23 protein-coding genes, 2 tRNA genes and 1 other RNA gene are annotated in these 22,197 nt (G+C 28.0%); 6 read left to right on the top strand and 20 right to left on the bottom strand.

Annotation, left to right across the window (positions count from 1 at the left end; genetic code table 11):
• Positions 1-17 precede the first annotated feature (17 nt).
• The 4 genes from HCG76_RS15345 to HCG76_RS15330 all read right to left on the bottom strand — a co-directional run bounded on the left by HCG76_RS15345 (position 18) and on the right by HCG76_RS15330 (position 2,339).
• Positions 18-941: a D-2-hydroxyacid dehydrogenase gene (locus tag HCG76_RS15345; RefSeq protein ID WP_221701186.1), complete on the bottom strand. Its 924-nt coding sequence runs from the start codon at positions 939-941 to the stop codon at positions 18-20.
• Between the two features lie 251 nt (positions 942-1,192).
• A complete protein-coding gene (locus HCG76_RS15340) occupies positions 1,193-1,381 on the bottom strand; it encodes a hypothetical protein (RefSeq protein WP_221701185.1) in 189 nt (62 codons plus the stop codon).
• 370 nt (positions 1,382-1,751) lie between these two features.
• Complete coding sequence (locus tag HCG76_RS15335) at positions 1,752-2,000, bottom strand: pro-sigmaK processing inhibitor BofA family protein (protein WP_195989602.1); 249 nt, start codon at positions 1,998-2,000, stop codon at positions 1,752-1,754.
• Between the two features lie 69 nt (positions 2,001-2,069).
• Positions 2,070-2,339, bottom strand: coding sequence for a DUF2508 family protein (locus tag HCG76_RS15330; protein ID WP_221701184.1), 270 nt, complete (start codon positions 2,337-2,339; stop codon positions 2,070-2,072).
• A 176-nt stretch (positions 2,340-2,515) separates the two neighbouring features.
• On the opposite strand from HCG76_RS15330, the gene HCG76_RS15325 reads away from it, so the two are divergent.
• Positions 2,516-3,364, top strand: a complete 849-nt coding sequence (locus tag HCG76_RS15325) for a DegV family protein (RefSeq protein WP_221701183.1) — start codon at positions 2,516-2,518, stop codon at positions 3,362-3,364.
• 113 nt (positions 3,365-3,477) lie between these two features.
• On the opposite strand, the gene recR is transcribed toward HCG76_RS15325, so the two are convergent.
• The 3 genes from recR to dnaX all read right to left on the bottom strand — a co-directional run bounded on the left by recR (position 3,478) and on the right by dnaX (position 6,231).
• On the bottom strand, positions 3,478-4,074 hold the full coding sequence (gene recR / locus HCG76_RS15320) for a recombination mediator RecR (RefSeq protein WP_195989599.1): 597 nt from the start codon (positions 4,072-4,074) through the stop codon (positions 3,478-3,480).
• Between the two features lie 96 nt (positions 4,075-4,170).
• On the bottom strand, positions 4,171-4,515 hold the full coding sequence (locus tag HCG76_RS15315) for a YbaB/EbfC family nucleoid-associated protein (protein WP_195989598.1): 345 nt from the start codon (positions 4,513-4,515) through the stop codon (positions 4,171-4,173).
• 87 nt (positions 4,516-4,602) lie between these two features.
• Positions 4,603-6,231, bottom strand: a complete 1,629-nt coding sequence (gene dnaX / locus HCG76_RS15310) for a DNA polymerase III subunit gamma/tau (protein ID WP_221701182.1) — start codon at positions 6,229-6,231, stop codon at positions 4,603-4,605.
• A gap of 418 nt (positions 6,232-6,649) precedes the next feature.
• On the opposite strand from dnaX, the gene HCG76_RS15305 reads away from it, so the two are divergent.
• Positions 6,650-7,441 carry a thymidylate synthase gene (locus HCG76_RS15305; protein ID WP_221701181.1) on the top strand — a complete coding sequence of 264 codons (792 nt, stop codon included), beginning with the start codon at positions 6,650-6,652 and terminating at the stop codon, positions 7,439-7,441.
• On the top strand, positions 7,441-7,932 hold the full coding sequence (locus tag HCG76_RS15300; RefSeq protein WP_221701180.1) for a dihydrofolate reductase: 492 nt from the start codon (positions 7,441-7,443) through the stop codon (positions 7,930-7,932). The genes HCG76_RS15305 and HCG76_RS15300 overlap by 1 nt, the downstream gene beginning before the upstream one ends.
• An 80-nt stretch (positions 7,933-8,012) precedes the next feature.
• Here HCG76_RS15300 and ppcA read toward each other — a convergent pair whose 3' ends face one another.
• The 6 genes from ppcA to HCG76_RS15270 all read right to left on the bottom strand — a co-directional run bounded on the left by ppcA (position 8,013) and on the right by HCG76_RS15270 (position 13,189).
• The gene (ppcA, locus tag HCG76_RS15295; protein ID WP_221701179.1) at positions 8,013-9,629 is read right to left on the bottom strand and encodes a phosphoenolpyruvate carboxylase; all 1,617 of its coding nucleotides are present in this window, start codon (positions 9,627-9,629) and stop codon (positions 8,013-8,015) included.
• Between the two features lie 414 nt (positions 9,630-10,043).
• Positions 10,044-10,307: signal recognition particle sRNA large type (ffs, locus tag HCG76_RS15290), an RNA gene on the bottom strand.
• A gap of 3 nt (positions 10,308-10,310) precedes the next feature.
• A tRNA-Ser gene (locus tag HCG76_RS15285) sits at positions 10,311-10,400 on the bottom strand.
• Positions 10,401-10,566: 166 nt separating this feature from the next.
• Positions 10,567-11,337, bottom strand: coding sequence for a prolipoprotein diacylglyceryl transferase (gene lgt, locus HCG76_RS15280; protein ID WP_221701178.1), 771 nt, complete (start codon positions 11,335-11,337; stop codon positions 10,567-10,569).
• Between the two features lie 22 nt (positions 11,338-11,359).
• Positions 11,360-11,803: a nucleoside deaminase gene (locus HCG76_RS15275; RefSeq protein ID WP_221701177.1), complete on the bottom strand. Its 444-nt coding sequence runs from the start codon at positions 11,801-11,803 to the stop codon at positions 11,360-11,362.
• Between the two features lie 141 nt (positions 11,804-11,944).
• The gene (locus tag HCG76_RS15270; RefSeq protein WP_221701176.1) at positions 11,945-13,189 is read right to left on the bottom strand and encodes an HlyC/CorC family transporter; all 1,245 of its coding nucleotides are present in this window, start codon (positions 13,187-13,189) and stop codon (positions 11,945-11,947) included.
• A 232-nt stretch (positions 13,190-13,421) separates the two neighbouring features.
• Between HCG76_RS15270 and HCG76_RS15265 the strand changes: the two genes are divergently transcribed.
• On the top strand, positions 13,422-14,315 hold the full coding sequence (locus HCG76_RS15265; protein WP_221701175.1) for a DUF368 domain-containing protein: 894 nt from the start codon (positions 13,422-13,424) through the stop codon (positions 14,313-14,315).
• Between the two features lie 64 nt (positions 14,316-14,379).
• Here HCG76_RS15265 and HCG76_RS15260 read toward each other — a convergent pair.
• Both HCG76_RS15260 and HCG76_RS19420 read right to left on the bottom strand, forming a co-directional pair.
• Positions 14,380-14,454: transfer RNA gene (locus HCG76_RS15260), tRNA-Arg, on the bottom strand.
• A gap of 67 nt (positions 14,455-14,521) precedes the next feature.
• Positions 14,522-15,364 (bottom strand): staygreen family protein, encoded by an 843-nt coding sequence (locus HCG76_RS19420; RefSeq protein ID WP_221701174.1) that lies wholly within the window; start codon positions 15,362-15,364, stop codon positions 14,522-14,524.
• 154 nt (positions 15,365-15,518) lie between these two features.
• On the opposite strand from HCG76_RS19420, the gene HCG76_RS15250 reads away from it, so the two are divergent.
• Together HCG76_RS15250 and HCG76_RS15245 are read left to right on the top strand one after the other, a co-directional pair.
• Positions 15,519-16,238, top strand: coding sequence for a lysophospholipid acyltransferase family protein (locus HCG76_RS15250; protein WP_221701173.1), 720 nt, complete (start codon positions 15,519-15,521; stop codon positions 16,236-16,238).
• 441 nt (positions 16,239-16,679) lie between these two features.
• Positions 16,680-18,341, top strand: coding sequence for a DEAD/DEAH box helicase (locus tag HCG76_RS15245; protein WP_260458162.1), 1,662 nt, complete (start codon positions 16,680-16,682; stop codon positions 18,339-18,341).
• Positions 18,342-18,366: 25 nt separating this feature from the next.
• On the opposite strand, the gene HCG76_RS15240 is transcribed toward HCG76_RS15245, so the two are convergent.
• The 5 genes from HCG76_RS15240 to HCG76_RS15220 form a co-directional block, all read right to left on the bottom strand.
• Entirely contained in the window at positions 18,367-18,672 is a 306-nt protein-coding gene (locus HCG76_RS15240) for a hypothetical protein (RefSeq protein WP_221701172.1), read from the bottom strand.
• A 56-nt stretch (positions 18,673-18,728) separates the two neighbouring features.
• The gene (locus HCG76_RS15235; protein WP_221701171.1) at positions 18,729-19,610 is read right to left on the bottom strand and encodes a polysaccharide deacetylase family protein; all 882 of its coding nucleotides are present in this window, start codon (positions 19,608-19,610) and stop codon (positions 18,729-18,731) included.
• A 659-nt stretch (positions 19,611-20,269) separates the two neighbouring features.
• On the bottom strand, positions 20,270-20,452 hold the full coding sequence (locus HCG76_RS15230; protein WP_195989517.1) for a hypothetical protein: 183 nt from the start codon (positions 20,450-20,452) through the stop codon (positions 20,270-20,272).
• 164 nt (positions 20,453-20,616) lie between these two features.
• On the bottom strand, positions 20,617-20,958 hold the full coding sequence (locus tag HCG76_RS15225; protein WP_195989516.1) for a zinc ribbon domain-containing protein YjdM: 342 nt from the start codon (positions 20,956-20,958) through the stop codon (positions 20,617-20,619).
• 142 nt (positions 20,959-21,100) lie between these two features.
• Positions 21,101-21,949 (bottom strand): MurR/RpiR family transcriptional regulator, encoded by an 849-nt coding sequence (locus HCG76_RS15220; protein ID WP_221701170.1) that lies wholly within the window; start codon positions 21,947-21,949, stop codon positions 21,101-21,103.
• Positions 21,950-22,197 lie beyond the last annotated feature (248 nt).

Below are 22,197 nucleotides of genomic sequence, written 5' to 3'. Positions count from 1 at the left end.
TATTACTCCTCCTATAACTATGCTGTTACTAAATTATTAGCTACAAAATCAACTATAGTATTAACAACTTCATCACCTATTCTCTCTTGTGCTTCTTTAGTCGCTGCTCCAATATGAGGTGTTACACTTACCTTAGGATTATTTATTAACTTAACATTTTTAGTAGGTTCTTCTTCAAAAACATCTATTCCTGCCCCAGCAACTTTTCCACTATTTAAAGCCTCTATTAAAGCTAATTCCTCAACAACTTTTCCCCTAGCACAATTAATTAAATAAACTCCATCTTTCATAATATCAAATTGATCTTTTCCTATTAATGAGCCTTTCTCTTTATCATAAGGAACATGTAAAGATATAAAATCAGAAGTCTTTAATAACTCCTCTAATTCTAAAAACTCATATGCTAAATTTTCTTGTTTACCAAACATATCATTATAAATAACCTTCATACCCAAAGCATCGGCTTTTTTAGCTAATGCCCTACCAATTCTGCCCATTCCGATAATACCTAATATCTTTCCATTAAGCTCTATTCCTTCATACTTTTTCTTATTCCATTGACCTTCTCTCATAGTACAATTTGAAATACCTATAAATCTTGCTAAAGCAAACATATGTCCAATTACTAATTCAGCAACTGAATCTGAACTTGCATTAGGAGTATTTTTTACAACTACTCCTGTTTTTGTAGCATAGGGAACATCTATATTATCAATTCCAACTCCTGCTCTTATTATAAGCTTAAGCTTTCCTCCTCGCGCCTCTTCCAAACTCTCTGCAGTAACTTTTGTCGCAGATCTTATGACTAGGATATCAAATTCTTTTAAAGTAGTACCTAATACATCTTTTTCATAATGATTATTAACCACTTCGAATCCTAATGAAGTCAACTTATTAATAGCCCCTTTTTGTAAACCGTCATTAGTCAATACTCTTATCATTTCTTAACCCCCAATTAATGAATTTTAATATATTTTTATTTATTGCTTTTTGATATTTTACTACTATTTTACATTTTATATAACTATATCCTTATGTTTTTTATTCTTTTCTTATAATTTAATATATTTTTTATACTCTCATTAACGTAATATTAAATAGAAGTTATAATTTATATTTTATTTATTTAAATATAATAATGTGATAAATTTATTATATTTTACAAAAAATAGAGAGCTATATCCTAGCTCTCTTAATAACCTTCATTATAATCTTCATCAAAAATTAAAATTGATTCAGTTTCTCTACAATATTTAACACATTTGCATTGCCCTAAATGCCTTGGGCATTTATAACATAAACATCCCTTATCATCTCCATTACATCTTTTCTTATCAAACTCCGGACAATACTTACAATTAACTCCGTTCCCTGCTGGCATATTACATTCCTCCTGTAAATAAAATTATATACTCCTATAACATTTATTTAAATACATATTTATATTCAAAATGGTTATATTAATAGTATGGACGGTACATTAATTATTTTAGTGTACCATTTATATATAATGGGTGTAAACGGATGTAGTGTTTACACCCTGATTTATTTTCCTTTATTTTTGTAACAATTTTTATTATTTAAAATAATATATAGTGTGCAGAAGCTTTTCGCTTACGGCAATTAAGAAAATCTTCTAACTCCCGTCTATATAAATTTAGGGAATCTTCATTATATGAAGATTCCCTATCTCTTTAAATAAGCTTATAAATTAAAATTTATTTAATCGAACCTTTATAAAATAAATTTAATTAAAAAAACAACTGAAATATTACTAAAAATATTACTCCTGGTATTCCTAAAAAACCTGCTATAAGTGCAGTTATAGGATTAATAGTTATATAAAAATTAAAATATTCACCTATGTAGTTTGCTACATACAATAACACTATTCCTATTATTCCATTAATTAATATTTTAATAGGCCACTTTAACAACTTTATAATTAAAAATAAAAGTGCCAATCCAACTAGAGCATAAATAATCATTTCAATACTCAAATTATAACCCTCCTATATAATATAAAATAATACAATATTATATTATTTTATATTATATAACAATATTCATTATATTTCCATTTCTTCATTTTCTTTTTCTTGCTCTCTTGAATATTGCTCCTTGGCTACAGATAGTAAATAATCAAATTTTCTTTTTGCTGCCTCTTCTCTATAAATTGCAGCCTCAATTAACTTAGGATCATTTACACTATTAAACATAGATTCTGCTGCTTCCATCTCTATAATAGAATCTTGTATTTCTTCTAATACCTTATTACTAATTGTATTATCATTGCTATATTTCACCAAAATTAAACTTAATACATTTTTTATATTCATATTCTACCTCCTAAAAGCACTTATCTACATACTTTCCACATTAATAGAATCTTATTCAAAATATACTACTCTATATATTTATACTTTCAAATTATTAACAGTATGTTTTCTGTACTTAATTTCAATAGTTTGATATAATACCTTAAATAATGTTAAATTTAATGGAGGTGTTTTTTTTGAGCGTAAAAATAATAGCAGATAGTACTTGCTACTTACCGCAAGAATACATAGATAAATATAAAGTTGCTATAGTTTCTTTAAATGTTTTACTTAATGGAAATAGCTATAGAGAAACAGACTTATCAAATAATTGGTTTTATAATGAAATGGCTAAATCAGCAACAATTCCAACTTCATCTCAGCCTAGTATTGAAGATTTATATAATGCAGTTGAAACAGAAATAAAAGCTGGAAATGATGTTGTTGGCATATTTTTATCTTCAGACATGAGTGGTACATTTTCAACATCTAACTTAGTAAAAAATATGATTCTTGAAAATTATCCTGATGCTAATATAAAAATGATAGATTCTAGAAGCAACTGTATGCAAGCTGGTTTTGCTGTACTAGAAGCTGCTAAAGCCGCTTACGAAAATAAATCTTTAGATGAAGTAGTAAGTATCGCAAAGAATGTTATAGAAAATAGTAAATTCATATTTGTACCTGATACTTTAGAATACCTAAAAAAAGGTGGAAGAATTGGTGGAGCTGCTGCTTTATTCGGATCATTACTTCAAATAAGACCTATACTTACTGTTGAAGATGGTAAAACTACTGTATTCACTAAAGTAAGAACAAAGAAAAAAGCTATTGATAAAATAGTTAATACTATTTTAGAACAAAATTCAAAATCACCAATTAAAGGACTTATAGTTCATCATATAAATTGCGAGTCTGAAGGGCAAGAACTTGCTAATAGACTTAAATCTAGCTTAGGATTAGATAATGTAAAAATACAATCTATAGGACCTATTATAGGATTACATGTAGGTCCTGGAAGTATTGGAGTTGCTTATCATTATTAAAATTATTTTTTAGTGATATTTTAATAAATAAACTAAATTACAAATTAATTTATTAATGGGTAATGGATAATTAGCGGTATCAGTTTCAACCTTAACTATCCATTGCCCATTATTTATATTTCTTTTCTACCTTCAAGTGCCTTTGAAAGTGTTACTTCATCTGCATATTCTAAATCTCCACCAACAGGCAGTCCTGATGCTATTCTTGTAACCTTAACTTCTAATGGTTTAAGTATTCTTGATATATACATGGCTGTTGCTTCCCCTTCAACATTCGGGTTAGTAGCAATTATTACTTCTTTAATATCTGCACTCATTCTTGCAACAAGCTCTCTTATTTTTATATCTTGAGGTCCTCTTCCTTGCATTGGAGAAAGATTTCCATGAAGAACATGATATACTCCGTTAAATTCTTTAACCTTTTCCATTGTCATAATATCTTTAGGTTGTTCTACTACACAAATAACATTTTTGTCTCTATTTGGATTACCACATATTGCACATGGATCTTTATCTGTAAAATTTCCGCATACAGAGCAATACTTTATAGTTCCTCTAGCCTTTACTAATGCACTAGCAAACTCTTTAACTTCATCCTCTGGTAAATTTAAAATATGTAGTGTAAGTCTTTGCGCCGTCTTTTGCCCAATGCTTGGCAATTTTGCGAATTCTTCAATTAACTTTTCTATCGCAACTGGATAAAACTCCATAATTACACCCCTTTTATTATCTTTTCGCTAAAAAAGTATTTTTTCACAATATTTTTTCAAAAATGAAGGACTGTTTAAAAAACAGCCCCTTATCCCTTAGAACATTCCTGGTATATTTAATCCACCAGTTAATTTACCCATTTTACTTGAAGTTTCTTCATCAGCTTTCTTTAGTGCTTCATTAACTGCACTTAATACTAAATCTTCTAACATTTCAACATCATCTGGATCTACTACTTCTTCTTTTATATTTATAGCTAAAACTTCTTTTTTCCCATTTACTTTAACTACAACAGCACCGCCACCAACTGAAGCTTCGAACTCTTTAGTTTCAAGTTCCTTTTGTGCTTGCTCCATATCCTTTTGAAGCTTTTGTGCTTGCTTCATTAAATTGTTAATATTTCCTCCGCCGAAACCTCCAGGGAATCCACCTCTTGCCATAAAAAATCCTCCTTAATTCAAATAAAATCTATTTTTTATTATATAGCATTTTTTTAATATTTACTAGAATAAGTAACTATATAAATTTTATTCATCTACAAAATCAATTAAGTCATCACCTAATGCATCTCTTAAGATATCCTCGGTACTTTTACCTTTATTATCTTCAGATTCAACAACAAAATTCACCTTAACTCTTTCTCTAAATATTTCGCCAAAAACATCATTTATAATATCTCTATTTTTAGCTTCACTTAATCTATTCTTTGCAAATTCATTTTGACTATCAAATTGAACAGTAATTACTCCGTTCATACACTCTATCGGCTTTCCTATCATAATTAAAGAGCTTATTATCATCTCTCTTCTAGCCTTAAATCTTTCTATTATATCTTTCCATGCTTTTTTTACATCATTTATAGTAATCTTAGAATCAGAATTTCCACCTATATTTTCTTCAATTTGTTGCTTGCTTACAACCCTTGTTTTTGGTTGGCTATTAGAAACTTGTCTAGCCTTATTTACCTCTGCTATATCATTTGATACAGTAGCAACCTTTATACTTCCATTTCTTAAACTTTCCTCTAGTTTGTTTAGTCTAGTTAACATTACTTCGTTGGAAGTATCATATTCTATTTTACACATTTTAATAACTGCTAATTCACAGTATAACCTTGCTTGTTTACTTATCTTAGCATTATTTTCTGCTTCTTGAAGTATTCTTATACATCTCATTATCTCTTCAGCCCTTAAATGCGTACCTTGCTCTTTAATCAAAGCAATATTTTCTTCTGACATATCTAATACTTCTTCTGGATTGTTAGTTACCTTAACCATAAGTAAATTTCTATAATGTGCAATTAAATCCTTTATAAATAAATAAATATCCTTTCCCGAATATATTACATCTTCTATAATTTCAATACTTTTTTCAACACTTCTTTGAATTATTGCATTAACTAAATTAAATAGATGTTCATTAGTAACTAAGCCTAACATACTTACTACTGTATTATATTCAACATTTCCATTTCCCATAGAAATAGCTTGATCTAATATACTTAAAGAATCTCTCATTGCTCCATCTGAAACTCTAGCTATTAAATTTAAACTTTTTTCATCAGCTAATACATTTTGATCATCTACTATTCTTCTAAGTCTTGCTGTTATTTCATTATTATTTATTCTTTTAAAATCAAATCTTTGACATCTTGAAAGTATAGTAATAGGTAGTTTTTGTGGATCTGTTGTCGCTAAAATAAATATTACATTAGCTGGTGGTTCTTCTAATGTCTTTAGAAAGGCATTAACCGCACCTGCAGATAACATATGAACCTCATCCATTATATAAACCTTATATCTTGCCTCTTGTGGTGGATACTTAACATCATCAATTATATCTCTAATTTTATCTACTCCATTATTTGAAGCTGCATCTAATTCTGTAACATCTATAGCTAAACCTTCATTTATTTTTCTACACATTTCACATTCATTACAAGGTTCACCATCTTTTAAGTTAAGACAATTAAGTGCTTTTGAAAACACTTTTGCTGTAGAAGTTTTTCCTGTTCCTCTAGTTCCACAAAAAAGATACGCATGAGCAATTCTATTATTTAAAATTTGATTTTTTAAAGTTGTTGTAATATGTTCCTGACCTACAACATCATTAAATGTTTTTGGTCTCCATTCTCTATATAAAGCCGTATATGCCAATATACTCACCTCTCTTTTGCGTAGTCGTTTATTTTTTATTATACCCAAATTCTATTAATAATTAAAGATTTTTCCCCCTTTTATTCCTATAAGCTTTCTATGAATTATTTATAAAAAACAACATATACTAACACGAATTAAACTATAAAACTCATATTTGTATATTTATTCAAAGCTTATGCACTTTTTAAACATCATTTTTATTTCTATTTCTTTATAAACATATCTATATATTTCTTATTGTTAATTATTTAACATTTATATGTATTTATTTTACAATTAATTGTTATATTTTTAACTATTCCGATAATTTTATGTTTTTTTAGTTTAAATATGATTTTTTTATATAAATTTCTTGATTTTTTATATGAGAATTTTGTAGTAAAATAGATAGTATATATTTTTAGGAGGTATTGAAATGAGTCTATATGATAAAAAATATTTAAGCATAGTAGAAGATATTTTAAATAACGGCTACTATGACAACAATAGGACTGGAATGCCAACATATAAATTGCCTCATCAAGTAATGCAATTTAATCTTGAAAAAGAATTTCCAATCTTAACTACTAAATTCGTAGCTTTTAAAACAGCTGTTAAAGAAATGCTATGGATTTATAGAGATCAATCTAATGATGTAACTAAATTACAAGAACAAAACGTTAGAATTTGGGATGAATGGGTTGATGAAAACAATACTATAGGTAGAGGTTATGGTTATCAAATAGCAAAATTCAATCAAATTGATAAGCTTATTGAAACATTAAAAACTAATCCTCAAGATAGAAGAATGCTTATGACAATGTGGAATATAGAGGACCTACCCCATATGACACTACAACCTTGTTGCTTTATGACTATGTGGGATGTAACTGATGGTAAACTAAATTGTATGTTAATTCAGCGCAGTGGAGACGTTCCATTAGGTGTACCATTTAATACATCTCAATATGCTGTGCTAGTTCATTTAATCGCACAAGTAACAGGTCTTAAACCAGGACTATTTACTCATGTAATTAATAATGCACACATATATGAAAATCAAGTTGAAGGAATGAAACTTCAATTAACTAGAGCTAATGATGAATATGAAGCTCCAAAACTTTGGATAAATCCAGAAATAACTAACTTCTATGACTTTACAGCAGATGATATTAAACTTATAGATTATAAATATCACCCTGCAATAAAAATGGAGGTATCAGTTTAATGCTTTCTATTATTGTCGCTATAGCTGAAAATAATATTATAGGAGGGGATAATAAGCTTTTATGGCATATCCCTGAAGACCTAAAAAGGTTTAAAGCCATTACGTCAGGTAATACAATAATAATGGGTAGAAAAACATTTGAATCACTACCTGGAGTTTTACCTAATAGAAAACATGTTATAATTACAAGAGATGAAAATTATTCTGTGGATAACGAAAATGTAGAAGTTATCCACAGTTTGTCTGAAGTTATCAACAAATATAAAAACTCCTCTGAACCCGCATTTATAATAGGCGGAGGAGAAATCTACAAACAACTTATCCACAATGTGGATAACTTACTTTTAACTAAAGTATTTAAATCCTTTGATGGTGATACAAGTTTTCCACAAATAGATTTAAATGAGTTTGCTGTGGATTTTGAATCAGAAATACTAACTTGCGAAAAAAATGGATTACAATATCAATTCATTGATTTAGTAAGAAAATAAAATCTTTACTTAAAAACAAAAAAGTCGGCTTTGCCGACTTTTTATTTTATATCTTCTATTTTAATTTTTATCTTTTTATTTTATCCAATACTTCCTCTAACTTTACCCATTCTAATAATCCACTCATTTAAGATCTTTAACTCTTCAGTTTTACTTTGAATTATATTATCTTCTAAACCTATTAAGTGCATTATTATTGGTCTAGTAGTCTTTAATAACGTATGGTAGAATTCATTATCATTCATGAATTCGTAATCTAAACCTAATTCTAATATTTCATTAACATATTTCATGTCTTCTTTATATTCTTGTCTTGCAGATTCATCAATTATCTTTTTACCAACACTAGCATTTGCAAATCTAGCTGCAAATCCTAAATCTTCTCTTAGCACAGGATAGAACTCTAATAACTTATCTATTCCTTCTTGGCCGAACTTATCTTTTATTTCTTTAAGTCCTCTACCCATACCTAAAAGCTCTGGTGGCATTCCTAATGTATACATTGCTCCAGTAAATGATATTGCTCTTGGAACAGCATATTCAACAGAATTATCTATACTTAATATTTCTTTCTTTAATTCTTCATTGCTTACTAAGTTTGCTATATTATCAAGATTAGCTACTTCCCTATTGTACTCTAATCCTGTTTTAGCCTTAGTTAATCTATCTCTATTCTTTGGAATGAAGTCAGATACAAATGAAACAGTATTTATAACCTTTAAGAATGTATTTAAATAATGTTTAGATAATATTCCTATAAACTCTTTCATTAAGGCTATATCTTCTTCAGAGAATTTTCTATGTTCATACATATTAACCTTCTCTTTTAATTCTCTAGCCGCTTGCTTAGTTTCTTCTTCACCATGATCATATCTTAATGCAGATTGGAATGTAAAAGTCTTTACTCCTGCATATGTTTGTAATATTTTATCTATATTTCTTCCTGTAAAATGTCCTCTAAATGGAAGAGATCCACATCCTAATATAGGTGCTACCTCTACCCCATGTTCTTCGCCCCATTTATAAGCTTTATCTACAGCCATAACAACTGAAAGAACTCCTGATATTAATCCATATGACATAGCAGTATCAGAACGTGCTATCATAAATCTTAAATAATCTATTTTATGCCCCTTTTCTTCAGATATATGATAAAACTCATCTAATATCTTATCTACGTTAACTAATGCTGGAACATCTTCAACTAACGGAATTATTCTTACACTATTATCTTCAAACTTTACAGGATAATTTTTATTTCCTAACTCTATAACAGAATTAACTCTGTCTTGGAATTCTGAAATTTCTTGCCCTGTTTCTACCATCGGTACTACAACCTCTTGAATTGCTTGCACACCAGTAAGTTGATAAGCTTGTGCATTTGTTTCTACTATAGACATTATACTCATTAATTGTCTAAATACAGACTCTTTATTTGCATTTGGTATTCTAGGTGTTATTCTAACATCCTTACCTGGTATAACCTTATTACCAATCAATCCTAATGCAACTTGAGATGTTTGATGATATGGAGTTAATTTCCCCTCAAAATCTATCATTATCTCATCTATTCCAAGACCGCCCTTATCTTGAGGTGTTAATCCCTCTATTGCTTCTGCCGGTTCTTGTTGAATTGATATGTATTTTTCTACATTATCTGGATGTTGTGTCATCATTGAGCTTGGAAAATTTCTCATTTTAATAGCCCCCTTAAATTTTTTTGCATTTTACTCTTTTATTATATTTCATTTTAATATCATTTTACAATACTTTTCTTTTAAAAATGCAATTTTTTGTACTTTTAACTTGCATTAATTTATATAATATATATTAAATACATATATTATATGTTTTTTACTTTATTTTCATGTGATCTATTATCCTAAAAAAGGACAGAAAAATAGGGATATTTCTAACGAAATTTCCCTATTTTTCTGTCCTATTGTTTTTTTGTCCTATATTGTTAATCCTATTGAAGAGTAACCGTAATTAGTAAAATTTTATGATGATAGTTAGATTTACTCTAATTTTTATCATCAGTATTAATTTAAATAAAAATCATTATAAACATTAAAAAAGCCTTTCTTTCTAAAAGAAAGGGTAATTTAAAACCGTGCACCTCACTTCGACAGTAATCTATAAGCGTTACCTATGTAGTTAACTCAGGCAAGATTGATCCACGTCACACGCAGGGGCTGCTTATCGCTGCTTCCTTCCGGACCTGACGAGGTTCACAGTCTTACGTCGCGTGGGACCCGACCCTCAACATCACTTGCATAGGGCAGACCAAACAGATTAAAGCCTAGGTGAGGAATTAAATCCTGCTGTAGCGGATTGCAGGTTACAGGGCACCGCTGACTCCCCATCTAGCACGGCTATGGCGGAGAAAGTGGGATTTGAACCCACGATAGAGTTTCCCCTATACACGCGTTCCAGGCGTGCTCCTTCAACCACTCGGACATCTCTCCATACCGTAAAGTAATTTATTTTTACTTTGTACCTATTATTGATACTTTCTCATTTTAACATAAATATTATTGTAGTTCAATAAAAAGATTTTCTTTATAAAATTTGCATAAATTAATGGAGTGAAAGCATTATCTTTTATTTATTCTTCCACTCCATACAAGTAAATCATACTATTTTCTTCTTACTATTTTTAATTGACATAAATATTATTATGGCTCCAATTACTATACCAAGTAAACTTACTAATTGAGCAGTTCTTAAGCCAAATACCATTAAACTATCTGTTCTTAATCCTTCTATGAAGAATCTTCCTAAAGAATAAAGAACCATATAGCTTCCTATAACAATACCTTGTTGATTCTTCTTTTTATAAAGGATAAATACTAATATAGCAAATACAATTACATTCCATATAGATTCATATAAGAATGTTGGATGATAATAAGTACCATTTATAAGCATTCCTTGTTGTATAAACTCAGGGAATTTACTTATAAAGGCCTCTGATACAGGTCCTCCATGAGCTTCCTGGTTCATAAAATTACCCCATCTACCTATTGCTTGAGCTAGTATAACTCCTGGCATTATTACATCAATGTACTCAAAGAAATTAACCTTTTTTACTCTAGTAAATATGTATGCAACTAATAATCCACCAATAAGTCCTCCATGTATTGCCATACCACCATTTCTTATATTTATTACCTCCATAAACGAATGATAATTTTTATATTCAAAGGCAACATAATATAGTCTAGCACCAATAATTGCAAATGGAAAACTCCATAAAAATCCATCTGTAATAATATCAAAATCTAATCCTTTTTTCTTTGCAAATAAATATGACATTAAAAATGCCACTAAAACTCCACTTGCAATAATAATTCCATACCACCTAATTGGAGCTCCAAAAATTTCAAATGCTACTGGATTCATTTTTACCATCTCCCGTTTTTATTTAATTTTGTTTTCTTCTCTCATAAAAAAACTTACTCATTAATTCACTACATTCTTTATTATAGCACCAATTCGTAATTACATATGAATTGAAAATATCATAGTCAAAAATGTTTAATATAGTCCCACAAGCCCCCATATCTTTATTGAATGTTCCTATATGTAATTTAGATATCCTAGCCTGTGCTATTGCAGAAGCACACATAGAGCAAGGCTCTAATGTAACATACATTTCACTACCATTTAATCTCCAATCACCAACTTTTTTACTTGCCTCTTCAATGGCCAAAACTTCAGCATGTGCTATTGCAGATTTCATAGTTTCTTTTAAATTATGCGCTCTAGCAATTATCTCTCCATCTTTTACTATTACTGCTCCAATAGGAACCTCGCCTTTAAGATAAGCCTTTTTCGCCTCCTCTAAAGCAATATTCATATAATTCATTATGTAACCCCCTTTACTTACTATGAGGCTTAGAATACATAGTCTAATGATAAACTAAAAATGACAAATGACAAATTACCATTCTCTTAAATATTTGTCATTCGCCATTTTTATACTAATATTTTTTTACTTAAAATTAATTTATGTGTAAATTCTTACTTTTTTAATTCTATTTTTATCTATTTCTTCAACTACAAATCTAATACTATTTAAATTTACCTCTTCTTTACTTTCAGGGAACCTTCCTAATTCACCAATTATTAATCCCCCAATAGAGTCAAATTCTTCTGATTCCATATTAACTCCAATTAATTCACTTATATCATCTAATTTTGCACTTCCATCAACAACATATTCATCTTCTTTAATTACTTCTATTTCATTTTCGTAATCATCATATTCATCTTCTATATCACCAAAAACCTCTTCAATAAGGTCTTCTATAGTAACTATACCAACAGTTCCACCATATTCATCTAAAACTACACTAATATGATTTCTTGTCTTTTTCATTTCATTAAATAATTCTTTGATTTTCTTAAATTCAAATGTATAATAAGGCTCTCTCATATAATCTGAAACTTTAAATCCATCCTTATTTTGACCTGCTATAATTAAGTCCTTAACATATAATATACCAACTATATCATCTATAGTCTGATTATAAACTGGAATTCTTGAAAATTGTTCTGTTTTTATAACATCTAGTACTTCTTCATAAGTAGCCTCTGAATCAACTGCTACAATATCAACTCTTTGTACCATAACATCTTTAGCTTGTGAATCAGCAAAGTCAAATACATTAAATATCATTTCTTTCTCTACATCCTCAAGGACACCTTCTTCTTCACTAACACCAACCATTGTTCTTAATTCTTCTTCTGTAATAAACGGCTCGCTTGCCTTTGGATCTCCACCTAATAATCTTATAAATCCACTTGATATAAACGTAAAAATTCCTATAAAAGGTTTAAATAACTTTACGATTATACTTATTGGCTTACTTACTTTTAATGATACTTGTTCTGATTTTTGCTTTGCTATTGATTTTGGAGTTATTTCTCCAAATATAAGTACTAATACAGTCATAACTGCAGTTGCTATTCCAACACCACTCGGTCCAACTAATGAAACAAATAATGTTGTTGCTAATGATGAAGCTAAGATATTAACTATATTATTACCGATTAATATGGCTCCTAACAACTTATTTGGGTCTTCTGTTAATTTTTCAACTAATTTAGCGCCTTTTACTCCATCATCCACCATATGTCTTATTCTTATTTTGCTTAGTGCCATAAGTGCTGTTTCTGACATTGAAAAAAATCCAGACAATACTAGTAAAATTATAAGTACTATTATCTGCCACACTTGACTGGGTTCCAAAAAAATCACACTCCTAGTAATTTAATAAAATATTTTGATATTTATTATATCATACGTTAATACTATATGATATAATTTACCAATAAATAAACATAAAATTTACATTTTTTTTCAGAAAAATTATTTAGTGTTTTTTGTGTATTTATAATATAATTTTTATAAAAATATACTAAATATTTTTATATTTAGTATATTAATTTTATACTTAACATATTTATTTTGAGGTGATATTGTGTTTATTATTAATTTTATCAGAGGTTTCTTTATGGCCTTAGCTGATAGTGTTCCGGGAGTTTCGGGTGGTACTATTGCTTTTATTTTAGGATTCTATGATGACTTCATAGGTTCATTAAACTCTTTAATATCAAAAAATAGTACAGCTGATAAGAAAAAATCTTTAATTTTCTTAATGAAATTAGGAATTGGCTGGATAGTTGGTATGGTGTTATCTGTACTAATATTATCTTCTATATTTGATGCGCATATTTATAGTATTAGTTCATTATTTACAGGTTTTATAATAGTTGCGATTCCACTAATAATGAAGCAAGAAAAAGATTCATTAATTGGTAGATATAAAAATATTATTTTTACTATAATTGGCGCTTTAATTGTTGCTTTAATTACATACTTTAACCCATCAGGCTCTAATGGCGGCTTAAATCTTTCATTAGAAAGCTTAAATTTTGGTGTTGGTATATTTGTATTTGTTGCTGGAATGATCGCAATTTCAGCTATGGTTTTACCTGGTATATCAGGTTCAACTTTATTATTAATATTTGGACTTTATACTGGAATTATAAGTTCAATAAAAGAAGTTTTATCTTTAAACCTTTCTTATTTACCAGTACTTATAATTTTTGGATTAGGGGTAATAGTAGGAATATTAAGTACTATTAAAATAATTAAATTCTTACTAAGCAAATATAGATCAGCAATGATTTACTTAATTTTAGGATTAATGCTTGGTTCAATATATGCAGTATTTATGGGTCCTACAACATTAGAAGTTCCACAACCAGCAATGAATCTTTCTAACTTTAGTTGGATATTCTTTATTATAGGTGGGGCACTAATAATATTATTAGAAAAGTCAAAAGACTTTTTAGAAAAAAAATCTAAATAAAAATATAACTTATATTTAAAATAAAAAACGGCTTAACATAATTGTTAAGCCGTTTTTATATGCATGGTACTCCCAACAGGAATCGAACCTGTATCTATCCCTTAGGAGGGGACTATTCTATCCATTAAACTATGAGAGCACGCATCATGAATTATTGCATAAATACATTTTATTACAACATTGGGTTTATGTCAATTTTTTCTACTTTACACTTTTGGAGTTTTAACGTCTTTTATTTTAACTCCATTTCCTGCAATTAAAAACGTTATAATTAAATTATTATAAAATATTGGCCTCTTCCCAGCCTTAATTCCAACTACTATTTCACATTCTTCACTACAAGGACCATAAGTATTCACAACCCTTGCATTTATTATCTCTGATTGTTTTATGCAATAAGGAGTATTCTTTCCAAACAAAGTATATACTTGAGTGCTTATATATGACTCTAACATAGTTATTAAAGCTCTTTCTATTACAGCATCCTTCTGCTTATTTTTATTCTTTATAGGTTTTAAATAATTTGGTGGTTGTACAGGAGGTAATATTGGAAATGGATTAAACTTATAATTAGGTAATTCATTATTATATCTGTTTACATTATATTTATAATCCCTTACTTTTCCCCATTCTTCTAACATATTATATTCATTAATTTTCGAATTAAATTTCACTCTAATTGGAGCTTCATATAATTCCTTATTATTTTCTAGCAACAAGTTATCTCCATATATTATAGCCATTAATGCTAACGGTAATTCTTGCCTAAAAATTTTATCTCTTCTGATAGTATTGCTAAGATCTTCCCCCTTATCTACCTCTACTGTAATAAGCAAATAATATTCATTATCTTTTTCCCAACTCCCTAAAACCTCATCTCTGTTATTATAATCAATTTGATCTAAATCATATTTACTTCCTATTGATAAAAATAATTCTCCACTCTCATCAGAATGTGTTAATGTATATTTCCTGGGAATTAATGAACTATTTATACTTATTTTATCCTTATAGCTTACATTTAATTTTTCCGGTTGAAATTTAGACACTATCTATACCTCAAAAAAAATTTATCTTAAATTCATTATATGACTTTAGTCTTTATTTAGTTTATTAATATTTTATATTTCAAATATCTTACTTTTAAAGTATATTTTATAGTATACTTTATTTATACTTAAAATTTTGAGGAGTGACAAAATAATGATAAGAACTATAATTTGGTTTATATGGTTTGTATTAAGCTTAATAATTAGTACACCATTCATATTTAGAGTTAAATACTTAATTAAAAAAAATAGAATTGAAGAAAGTGAAGCTTTAATATACAAATGTACTAATATATGGGCAAATTCTTTATTAAAATTAGCTGGAGTTAAAATTAATGTTCATGGAATAGAAAATATTCCTCAAGACAAAACTGTTTTATTTGTAGGTAATCATCAAGGTAACTTTGATATTCCAATATATATTACACAAATTCCAAGAGTAATTGGATTTATTTCAAAGATAGAAGTTGAAAAAATACCTCTAGTAAGAACTTGGATGAATTTCTTACATTGTGTTTTTATGGATAGAAGTAATCTTAGAAAATCAGGAGAAGCAATAATTAGAGGAATTAAAAATTTAAAGGATGGACATTCAATTGTAATCTTCCCTGAAGGAACTAGAAGTAAGGGTGGACCAATAAAAGAATTTAAAGCAGGTAGTTTTAAATTAGCTACTAAATCAAAATGTCCTATAGTACCTGTTACTATGGATGGCTCTTATAAAATAATGGAACATGGTAATGATCCTTGGATTAAACCTGGTACGGTTAATCTTTATTTCCACCCAGCAATTGAAACTGCAGGTTTAAGCAAGGAAGAACAAGATGCTTTACCTAAAACTGTTCAAAATATAATTGCATCAAAAATTTCTTAATTTATTCTAAAAGGTGAGTTAAAAACTAACTCACCTTTTTATTTTATAATCATATAGACATATAAATTTCTCTGAAGGATTATTTTTCCTTACAAAAAAATAGAGTACATAGGCAGACCTAACTTCCCACATACTCCATGACACAATAACACAATATTTAAAATTTAAGTAATGACTATTTCCATTGCATATTTTGAACTATTTTTCGTCAATTGTCAATTATATTTTTCTGGTATTTTAAAATTTTTTTTAAATTTCCCTATGAAAACAATATCATTTTGTCTTATTTTGAAAATAAGAAAGTATTTCATATTTTACAATAAATACTTAGTGCATTAATCATCTTTTTGCTATATACTTAATAAAGTCGATTAATTGAGAAATAATTATTTAAATAATTTGAAATAAATAAAAAAATATATGAAAAAAAGAGGATACTATATGACGAATTTAACATTTAATGATTTAGGCTTAAAAGAGACTTTAGTAAAGGCCATTGATGATTTAGGCTTTACTACTCCATCTCAAATCCAAGCCGAAGCAATTCCAGTTGCTCTTGAAGGCAACGACATTATAGGGCAAGCTCAAACTGGTACAGGAAAAACAGCAGCTTTTGGCTTACCTATGATAAACAACTTAAAAATTAGAGATGCTATAGGTTCAATAATCTTAGCTCCAACAAGAGAATTAGCAATACAAGTTCACGATGAATTAGTAAAATTAACTAAGTACGAAAAATTAAACATCGTTGCTGTATATGGTGGAGCACCAATTCATCTTCAAGCTAGAGATTTAAAAAGAGCTAATATAGTAGTTGGTACTCCTGGTAGAGTTTTAGACCATATAAGAAGAGGTAACTTACCTTTATCAACAGTAGAATTCTTAGTATTAGATGAAGCTGATGAAATGTTAAACATGGGATTCATTGATGATATGGAAGAAATAATGAAGAGTATTCCTGAGGAAAGACAAACTTTATTATTCTCAGCAACAATGCCACCTCAAATAAAAAGATTAGCTAAAAATTACTTAAAAGAAGATGCTCAACATATAGCTATTGCTAAAAAAGAAATGACTGGTTCTACAATAAAGCAAAACTTCTTTGAAGTTAACGGATCTCAAAGATTAGAAACTCTTTGTAGATTAATAGATTTTGATAATCCATCAGCAGGTATCATCTTCTGCAGAACTAAAAAAGGTGTTGATGATTTAGTTGCTGCAATGCAAGCTAGAGGATACATGGTTGAAGGTATGCACGGAGATATGTCTCAAATACAAAGAATGAAAACTCTTGCTAAATTCAAAAGTGGTTCATTAAAATTCTTAGTTGCTACAGATGTTGCTGCTAGAGGAATTGACGTTGATGGAGTTACTCACGTATTTAACTATGAACTACCTCAAGATATTGAATCTTATGTTCACAGAATTGGTAGAACTGGTAGAGCTGGTAGAGAAGGTACTGCTTACAGCATAATTACACCAAAAGAATTTGGATTCCTTAGACAAATAAAAAATGTAACTAAAGGTAATATAGAAAAAGGACAAGTGCCTTCAGTTCAAGAAATATATAACGCTAAATTTGAATTAATGGCTAATGAAGTTTCAGAAATAATAGAAGCTGAAGACTATTCAAAATTTGTAGATGTTGCTACTCAATTAACTGAAAGTCATGATTCTGTTAAAGTAATTGCTTCATTACTTCAAAGCCAATTTAAAAACCAATTATCTTTTGATTATTCAAGTGATAAACTTGAAGCTCCTGCTTCAAGCAAGGAAAATGATGTCAGATTATTCTTCTCAGCTGGTAGAAGAGATGGTTTAACTATTAAAACATTAATCAACTACATAAAGGATAATGCTAAAGTTGGTGCATCTCAAATAAGAGATATCGATATAATGGAAAACTTTTCATTTGTTAATGTAGATAACGCAATCCATAACCAAGTTCTTGAAAAATGTACTGGTGGAAAGATCAACAAAAGAAGAGTTAATGTTGAAGTTTCTACTAACAACAAAAAAAGAAGAAGCAATGGTAATAGAGGTAACAATAACGGTAATAGAGGTAATAGAGGTAATAACTTCACTAGAAAAAAACCTCAATAATATAGAAAAAGATAAGGAAGTAAAATTACTTCCCTATCTTTTTTTTCACACCTTCTATTAAGTACTCTAAATGACTTACATCAAATTTTTCTCTTTTTATCATCTTTAATCTTTCTTCTGCTCTCTGTACCGTTTCTAATGCCTCAGAAAAATCTTTTCCCTTTATTGCACTATTTGCATACTCTATTAAATAATCAATTTTTAATGCCATTTCAGCTAAATCTTCTCTATCATTATTAACTAATTCAATTAAAAGATCATAAACCTTTGGTGAGACCTTATTTCTACAGTCTCTTAATAAGTTATTATTTCTACTAGTTATCTTAGCCATTTACTTTACCTCCGAAAGTATAATATTAATTCATTTTATTATATTATAACTTATGTCTAATAAATATACTCGGAAAATATTGAAGAAAAACTTTCTATACTCATTGGATATATTCTAACTCTCTTTAATTGGTATAAACCATCACCTATAGAGCTTATTCCACCTTGAGTAGTAGTTGCAGCTTTAATACCTAGCTCTTTTTGGATTTCAATAGTTTCCTCATTATACTTTCCAACTGGGTAACATAAATAATTTCCATCTGATCCTATATTGTTTCTTAGGAAGTCCTGCCCCCTTTTAATTGAATCATAAGCATCCTCTCTAGATAACTTATCTAGCTCTAAATGATTAGCTGTATGATTTTCTATAGACATTCCTGCCGCTTGCATTTCCTTTAACATATCAGAAGACATGTAATATCCATTGTCTACACCATCAGTTATAACAAAAAATGTAGCTTTTAATCCATGATTTTTTAGTGATGGAAATGCACTAGTATAATTATCTGAATAACCATCATCAAATGTTATTACTACAGGTCTTTTAGGTACCTTTCCTGTCTCCATAGACTCTAATGCTTCATCTAAGTTCATTGCAGTAAAGCCATTTGCTTCTAACCAAGCCATTTGCTCCTCAAACATACTTGGAGGTACTAATAAGTTATTATTAGGGTCTTCATCACTTATAGAATGATACATAAGTATAGGTATCCTTACTTCCTCTGGTGCAATATTTATGTATTCAATTTCTTTCTCTTCAACTTTAACTTCTTCTTCTGGTTTCTCTTCTTCTATTTTTTCATCATTATTATTAATTTGTTGTTCTTCATTGTTAGTTTCATCTATTTGTGTTTTATTACTTTCTTCACTTTTTCCACAAGAAACTATTCCCAAAGTCATTAACAGAATAAATGAAATTATTACTAAAAATTTTTTCATATTTTTGTCTCCCTATTTTTTTATTTTACTGAAGTAATTCTAACTTAAATAATTAATTTTGTAAATAAATTACTTTTATTAATGTTGCAATATTATATTTTAAAAATTTCATAAATTATTTTTCAAATAATTTATTATCAAAAAATCTCTTTCTATATTATTTTTCTTTTTAAATATAAATTTATTTTTATAATCTATTATTTTTTACTTTATCATTTATTAACCTATATATTTTCTATATTATGTATTTGTTGATTAATAAATTATTAATTTGCTATTTTACTCACTTCTAAAACATCAGTTATTTATATATAAAAATATTTTCTAATTTTTCATAAAATTCTTAATTTAAAAACAAAAGAATTATTTAATTTTATATAATTCTTTTACTTTTTTTGTAATTAATATTTTTGAAAAATATATATAAAACAGATGGAGCAAATATTTTTACAATTAATTACATGTATATATTATGCTTTTATTCCAATAAAAAGATTAAGTATAATTTTGTAAAAAAATCTGTTTTTTATAGAATTTTTGTATATATTTTTCATATAATAACACTTTTTTCTTTATCTAATTTAATCACCCTATTTAAATTTAGATATATAAAAAAAATACCTAGTTTCTTAACTAGATATTTATTAAATACTTATATATTATTTACATTCTTGTAATAACTTATTTAATTTATTTTGAACTAACCATAATTTTTTTTGCTTTCTATTGAATGCAACCATTTTATTTTTGTTATTTTTACTTTCATCAAGCAATTTTATATATTTTTCATCTGCTATTTTTAATGCATCTTCAATTACTAAAAGTTCATCTTTAGTAAACATAGATTATCGCCTCCAAGCAATCAAATTTTACATATTTATTATATCATAATATATTTTAAAGGTAGCAATATTATATAATATTAAACTATCTCAATTACCAAATAAAAAGAGCCATTAAGAACACCTAACAACCCTTTAAATTTACAATATATTTATTTTTTATATTATATTTTCTTTACAACTGATGATTTTAGCTTCATAGCTCCAAATCCATCAATTTTACAGTCTATATCATGACCATCTGTTACATCATATAAAAGACGTATGTTCTTAACCTTAGTTCCTTGCTTTAATGCTGAAGATGCACCTTTAACCTTTAGATCTTTAATTATTGTAACTGTATCTCCGTCATTTAAAACATTTCCATTAGCATCCTTAATAATGTTTGCTTCCTCTTCAGCCGCTTGACCTGCAGCAGTCCACTCATGACCACATTCTGGGCATATTAAAAGACTTCCATCTTCATAAGTATATTCTGAATTACATTTTGGACAATTTGGTAACATAATTTCATTTCCTCCGTTCATTATGGTTAATTTAATATATAGCTTATTTTACATTATTATATACTATCACAGTATTCTACTCTTTACAAACCTTCATATTTAAACATTACTATCTACAATAAAACAAACTTTATTTAAACAATTACTTACCTGTTAACTTTCTAATAGCTTCTGTTGTTTTAATTTTTCTTTCCATTGCATCAGCATATCTTTCTTTAACTAATTGGCTATATACCAAATCTATTAAAAATATTTGAGCTAATTTTGTGGCTACTGCTCCAGTCTCAAATATAGTTTCAACAGAAACATATGATAAATTTATATCTGATATATCTTTTAATCTTGAAGGTGAATTTTGAGTTATTGATATAACCTTGGCTCCATTTTCTTTAGCTAACTTTCCTGCTTGTATTATTTCTTCAGTTTCTCCTGAATGAGATATAGCTATTATTAAATCATCCTTATTAGCTATAGAGGACATCATAACCATATTGTGACTATCATCATAACAATTACTGTTAATTCCTATTCTCATAAACTTATAATTAGAATCCTGTGCGACAATACCAGAATATCCAATACCAAAGAAATAAATTTTTCCTGCTTTTTCAATATATTCAGCACACTTCTGAATATCATCAAAATTAGCTATTTCCATAGTTTTTTCTAACACATTAATATTACATTGTAATAATTTTTGTGCAGTATCCTTCACACTCTCATCATTAGTTATGTTATTATTCAGAATTCCCTTTCTTTCGTTATTAGATATTTCTTTAGCTAAAGTTACTTTAAAGTCTTGAAAGCCAGAAAACCCAATTTTTTTAGTAAATCTAGTTATTGTAGCTTCTCCAATTCCGCTTTCCTTTGCTATTTCCGATATTGATTTATATATTACCTCTTCTATATTACCCTTAATATAACTCATTAACTGTTTATCAGATTTAGTCGCTTTGAATCTTGGTGTTTCTAATTGACCAAGTATACTCATTCAACCACTCCTTACTTACATTATATAGCTACTATTTTACCATCAAATTATACATATTGTAAGTTTTAATAAGCTACTATATACTGTTATCTAAAAATTTATATAGTACTACTAGAATTTCTATATTATTTTCATTTTAAACAATCTCTATTTTATTTTTTTATATAATTTAAAGGAGCTGTCGCAATAGCGGGTAAAAAAATCCGCTAGCGATAGCTCTTTTTCTATATTTTCAAAAAAATAATTGT

The sequence above is a fragment of the Clostridium sp. K13 genome (genome assembly GCF_019734195.1).
In the GTDB taxonomy this organism is placed as follows: domain Bacteria; phylum Bacillota; class Clostridia; order Clostridiales; family Clostridiaceae; genus Clostridium.
Note: the sequence above shows the minus strand (reverse complement) of the source record. Positions and strands in the feature narration are given on the sequence as shown.

Coding starts and splice junctions, on each gene's coding strand:
- HCG76_RS15345 (WP_221701186.1), bottom strand. CDS start 941: ATGATAAGAGTATTGACTAATGACGGTTTACAAAAAGGGGCTATTAAT.
- HCG76_RS15340 (WP_221701185.1), bottom strand. CDS start 1,381: ATGCCAGCAGGGAACGGAGTTAATTGTAAGTATTGTCCGGAGTTTGAT.
- HCG76_RS15330 (WP_221701184.1), bottom strand. CDS start 2,339: ATGAATATAAAAAATGTATTAAGTTTAATTTTGGTGAAATATAGCAAT.
- recR (WP_195989599.1), bottom strand. CDS start 4,074: ATGGAGTTTTATCCAGTTGCGATAGAAAAGTTAATTGAAGAATTCGCA.
- HCG76_RS15315 (WP_195989598.1), bottom strand. CDS start 4,515: ATGGCAAGAGGTGGATTCCCTGGAGGTTTCGGCGGAGGAAATATTAAC.
- HCG76_RS15305 (WP_221701181.1), top strand. CDS start 6,650: ATGAGTCTATATGATAAAAAATATTTAAGCATAGTAGAAGATATTTTA.
- HCG76_RS15300 (WP_221701180.1), top strand. CDS start 7,441: ATGCTTTCTATTATTGTCGCTATAGCTGAAAATAATATTATAGGAGGG.
- ppcA (WP_221701179.1), bottom strand. CDS start 9,629: ATGAGAAATTTTCCAAGCTCAATGATGACACAACATCCAGATAATGTA.
- lgt (WP_221701178.1), bottom strand. CDS start 11,337: ATGAATCCAGTAGCATTTGAAATTTTTGGAGCTCCAATTAGGTGGTAT.
- HCG76_RS15275 (WP_221701177.1), bottom strand. CDS start 11,803: ATGAATTATATGAATATTGCTTTAGAGGAGGCGAAAAAGGCTTATCTT.
- HCG76_RS15250 (WP_221701173.1), top strand. CDS start 15,519: ATGATAAGAACTATAATTTGGTTTATATGGTTTGTATTAAGCTTAATA.
- HCG76_RS15245 (WP_260458162.1), top strand. CDS start 16,680: ATGACGAATTTAACATTTAATGATTTAGGCTTAAAAGAGACTTTAGTA.
- HCG76_RS15240 (WP_221701172.1), bottom strand. CDS start 18,672: ATGGCTAAGATAACTAGTAGAAATAATAACTTATTAAGAGACTGTAGA.
- HCG76_RS15235 (WP_221701171.1), bottom strand. CDS start 19,610: ATGAAAAAATTTTTAGTAATAATTTCATTTATTCTGTTAATGACTTTG.
- HCG76_RS15230 (WP_195989517.1), bottom strand. CDS start 20,452: ATGTTTACTAAAGATGAACTTTTAGTAATTGAAGATGCATTAAAAATA.
- HCG76_RS15225 (WP_195989516.1), bottom strand. CDS start 20,958: ATGTTACCAAATTGTCCAAAATGTAATTCAGAATATACTTATGAAGAT.
- HCG76_RS15220 (WP_221701170.1), bottom strand. CDS start 21,949: ATGAGTATACTTGGTCAATTAGAAACACCAAGATTCAAAGCGACTAAA.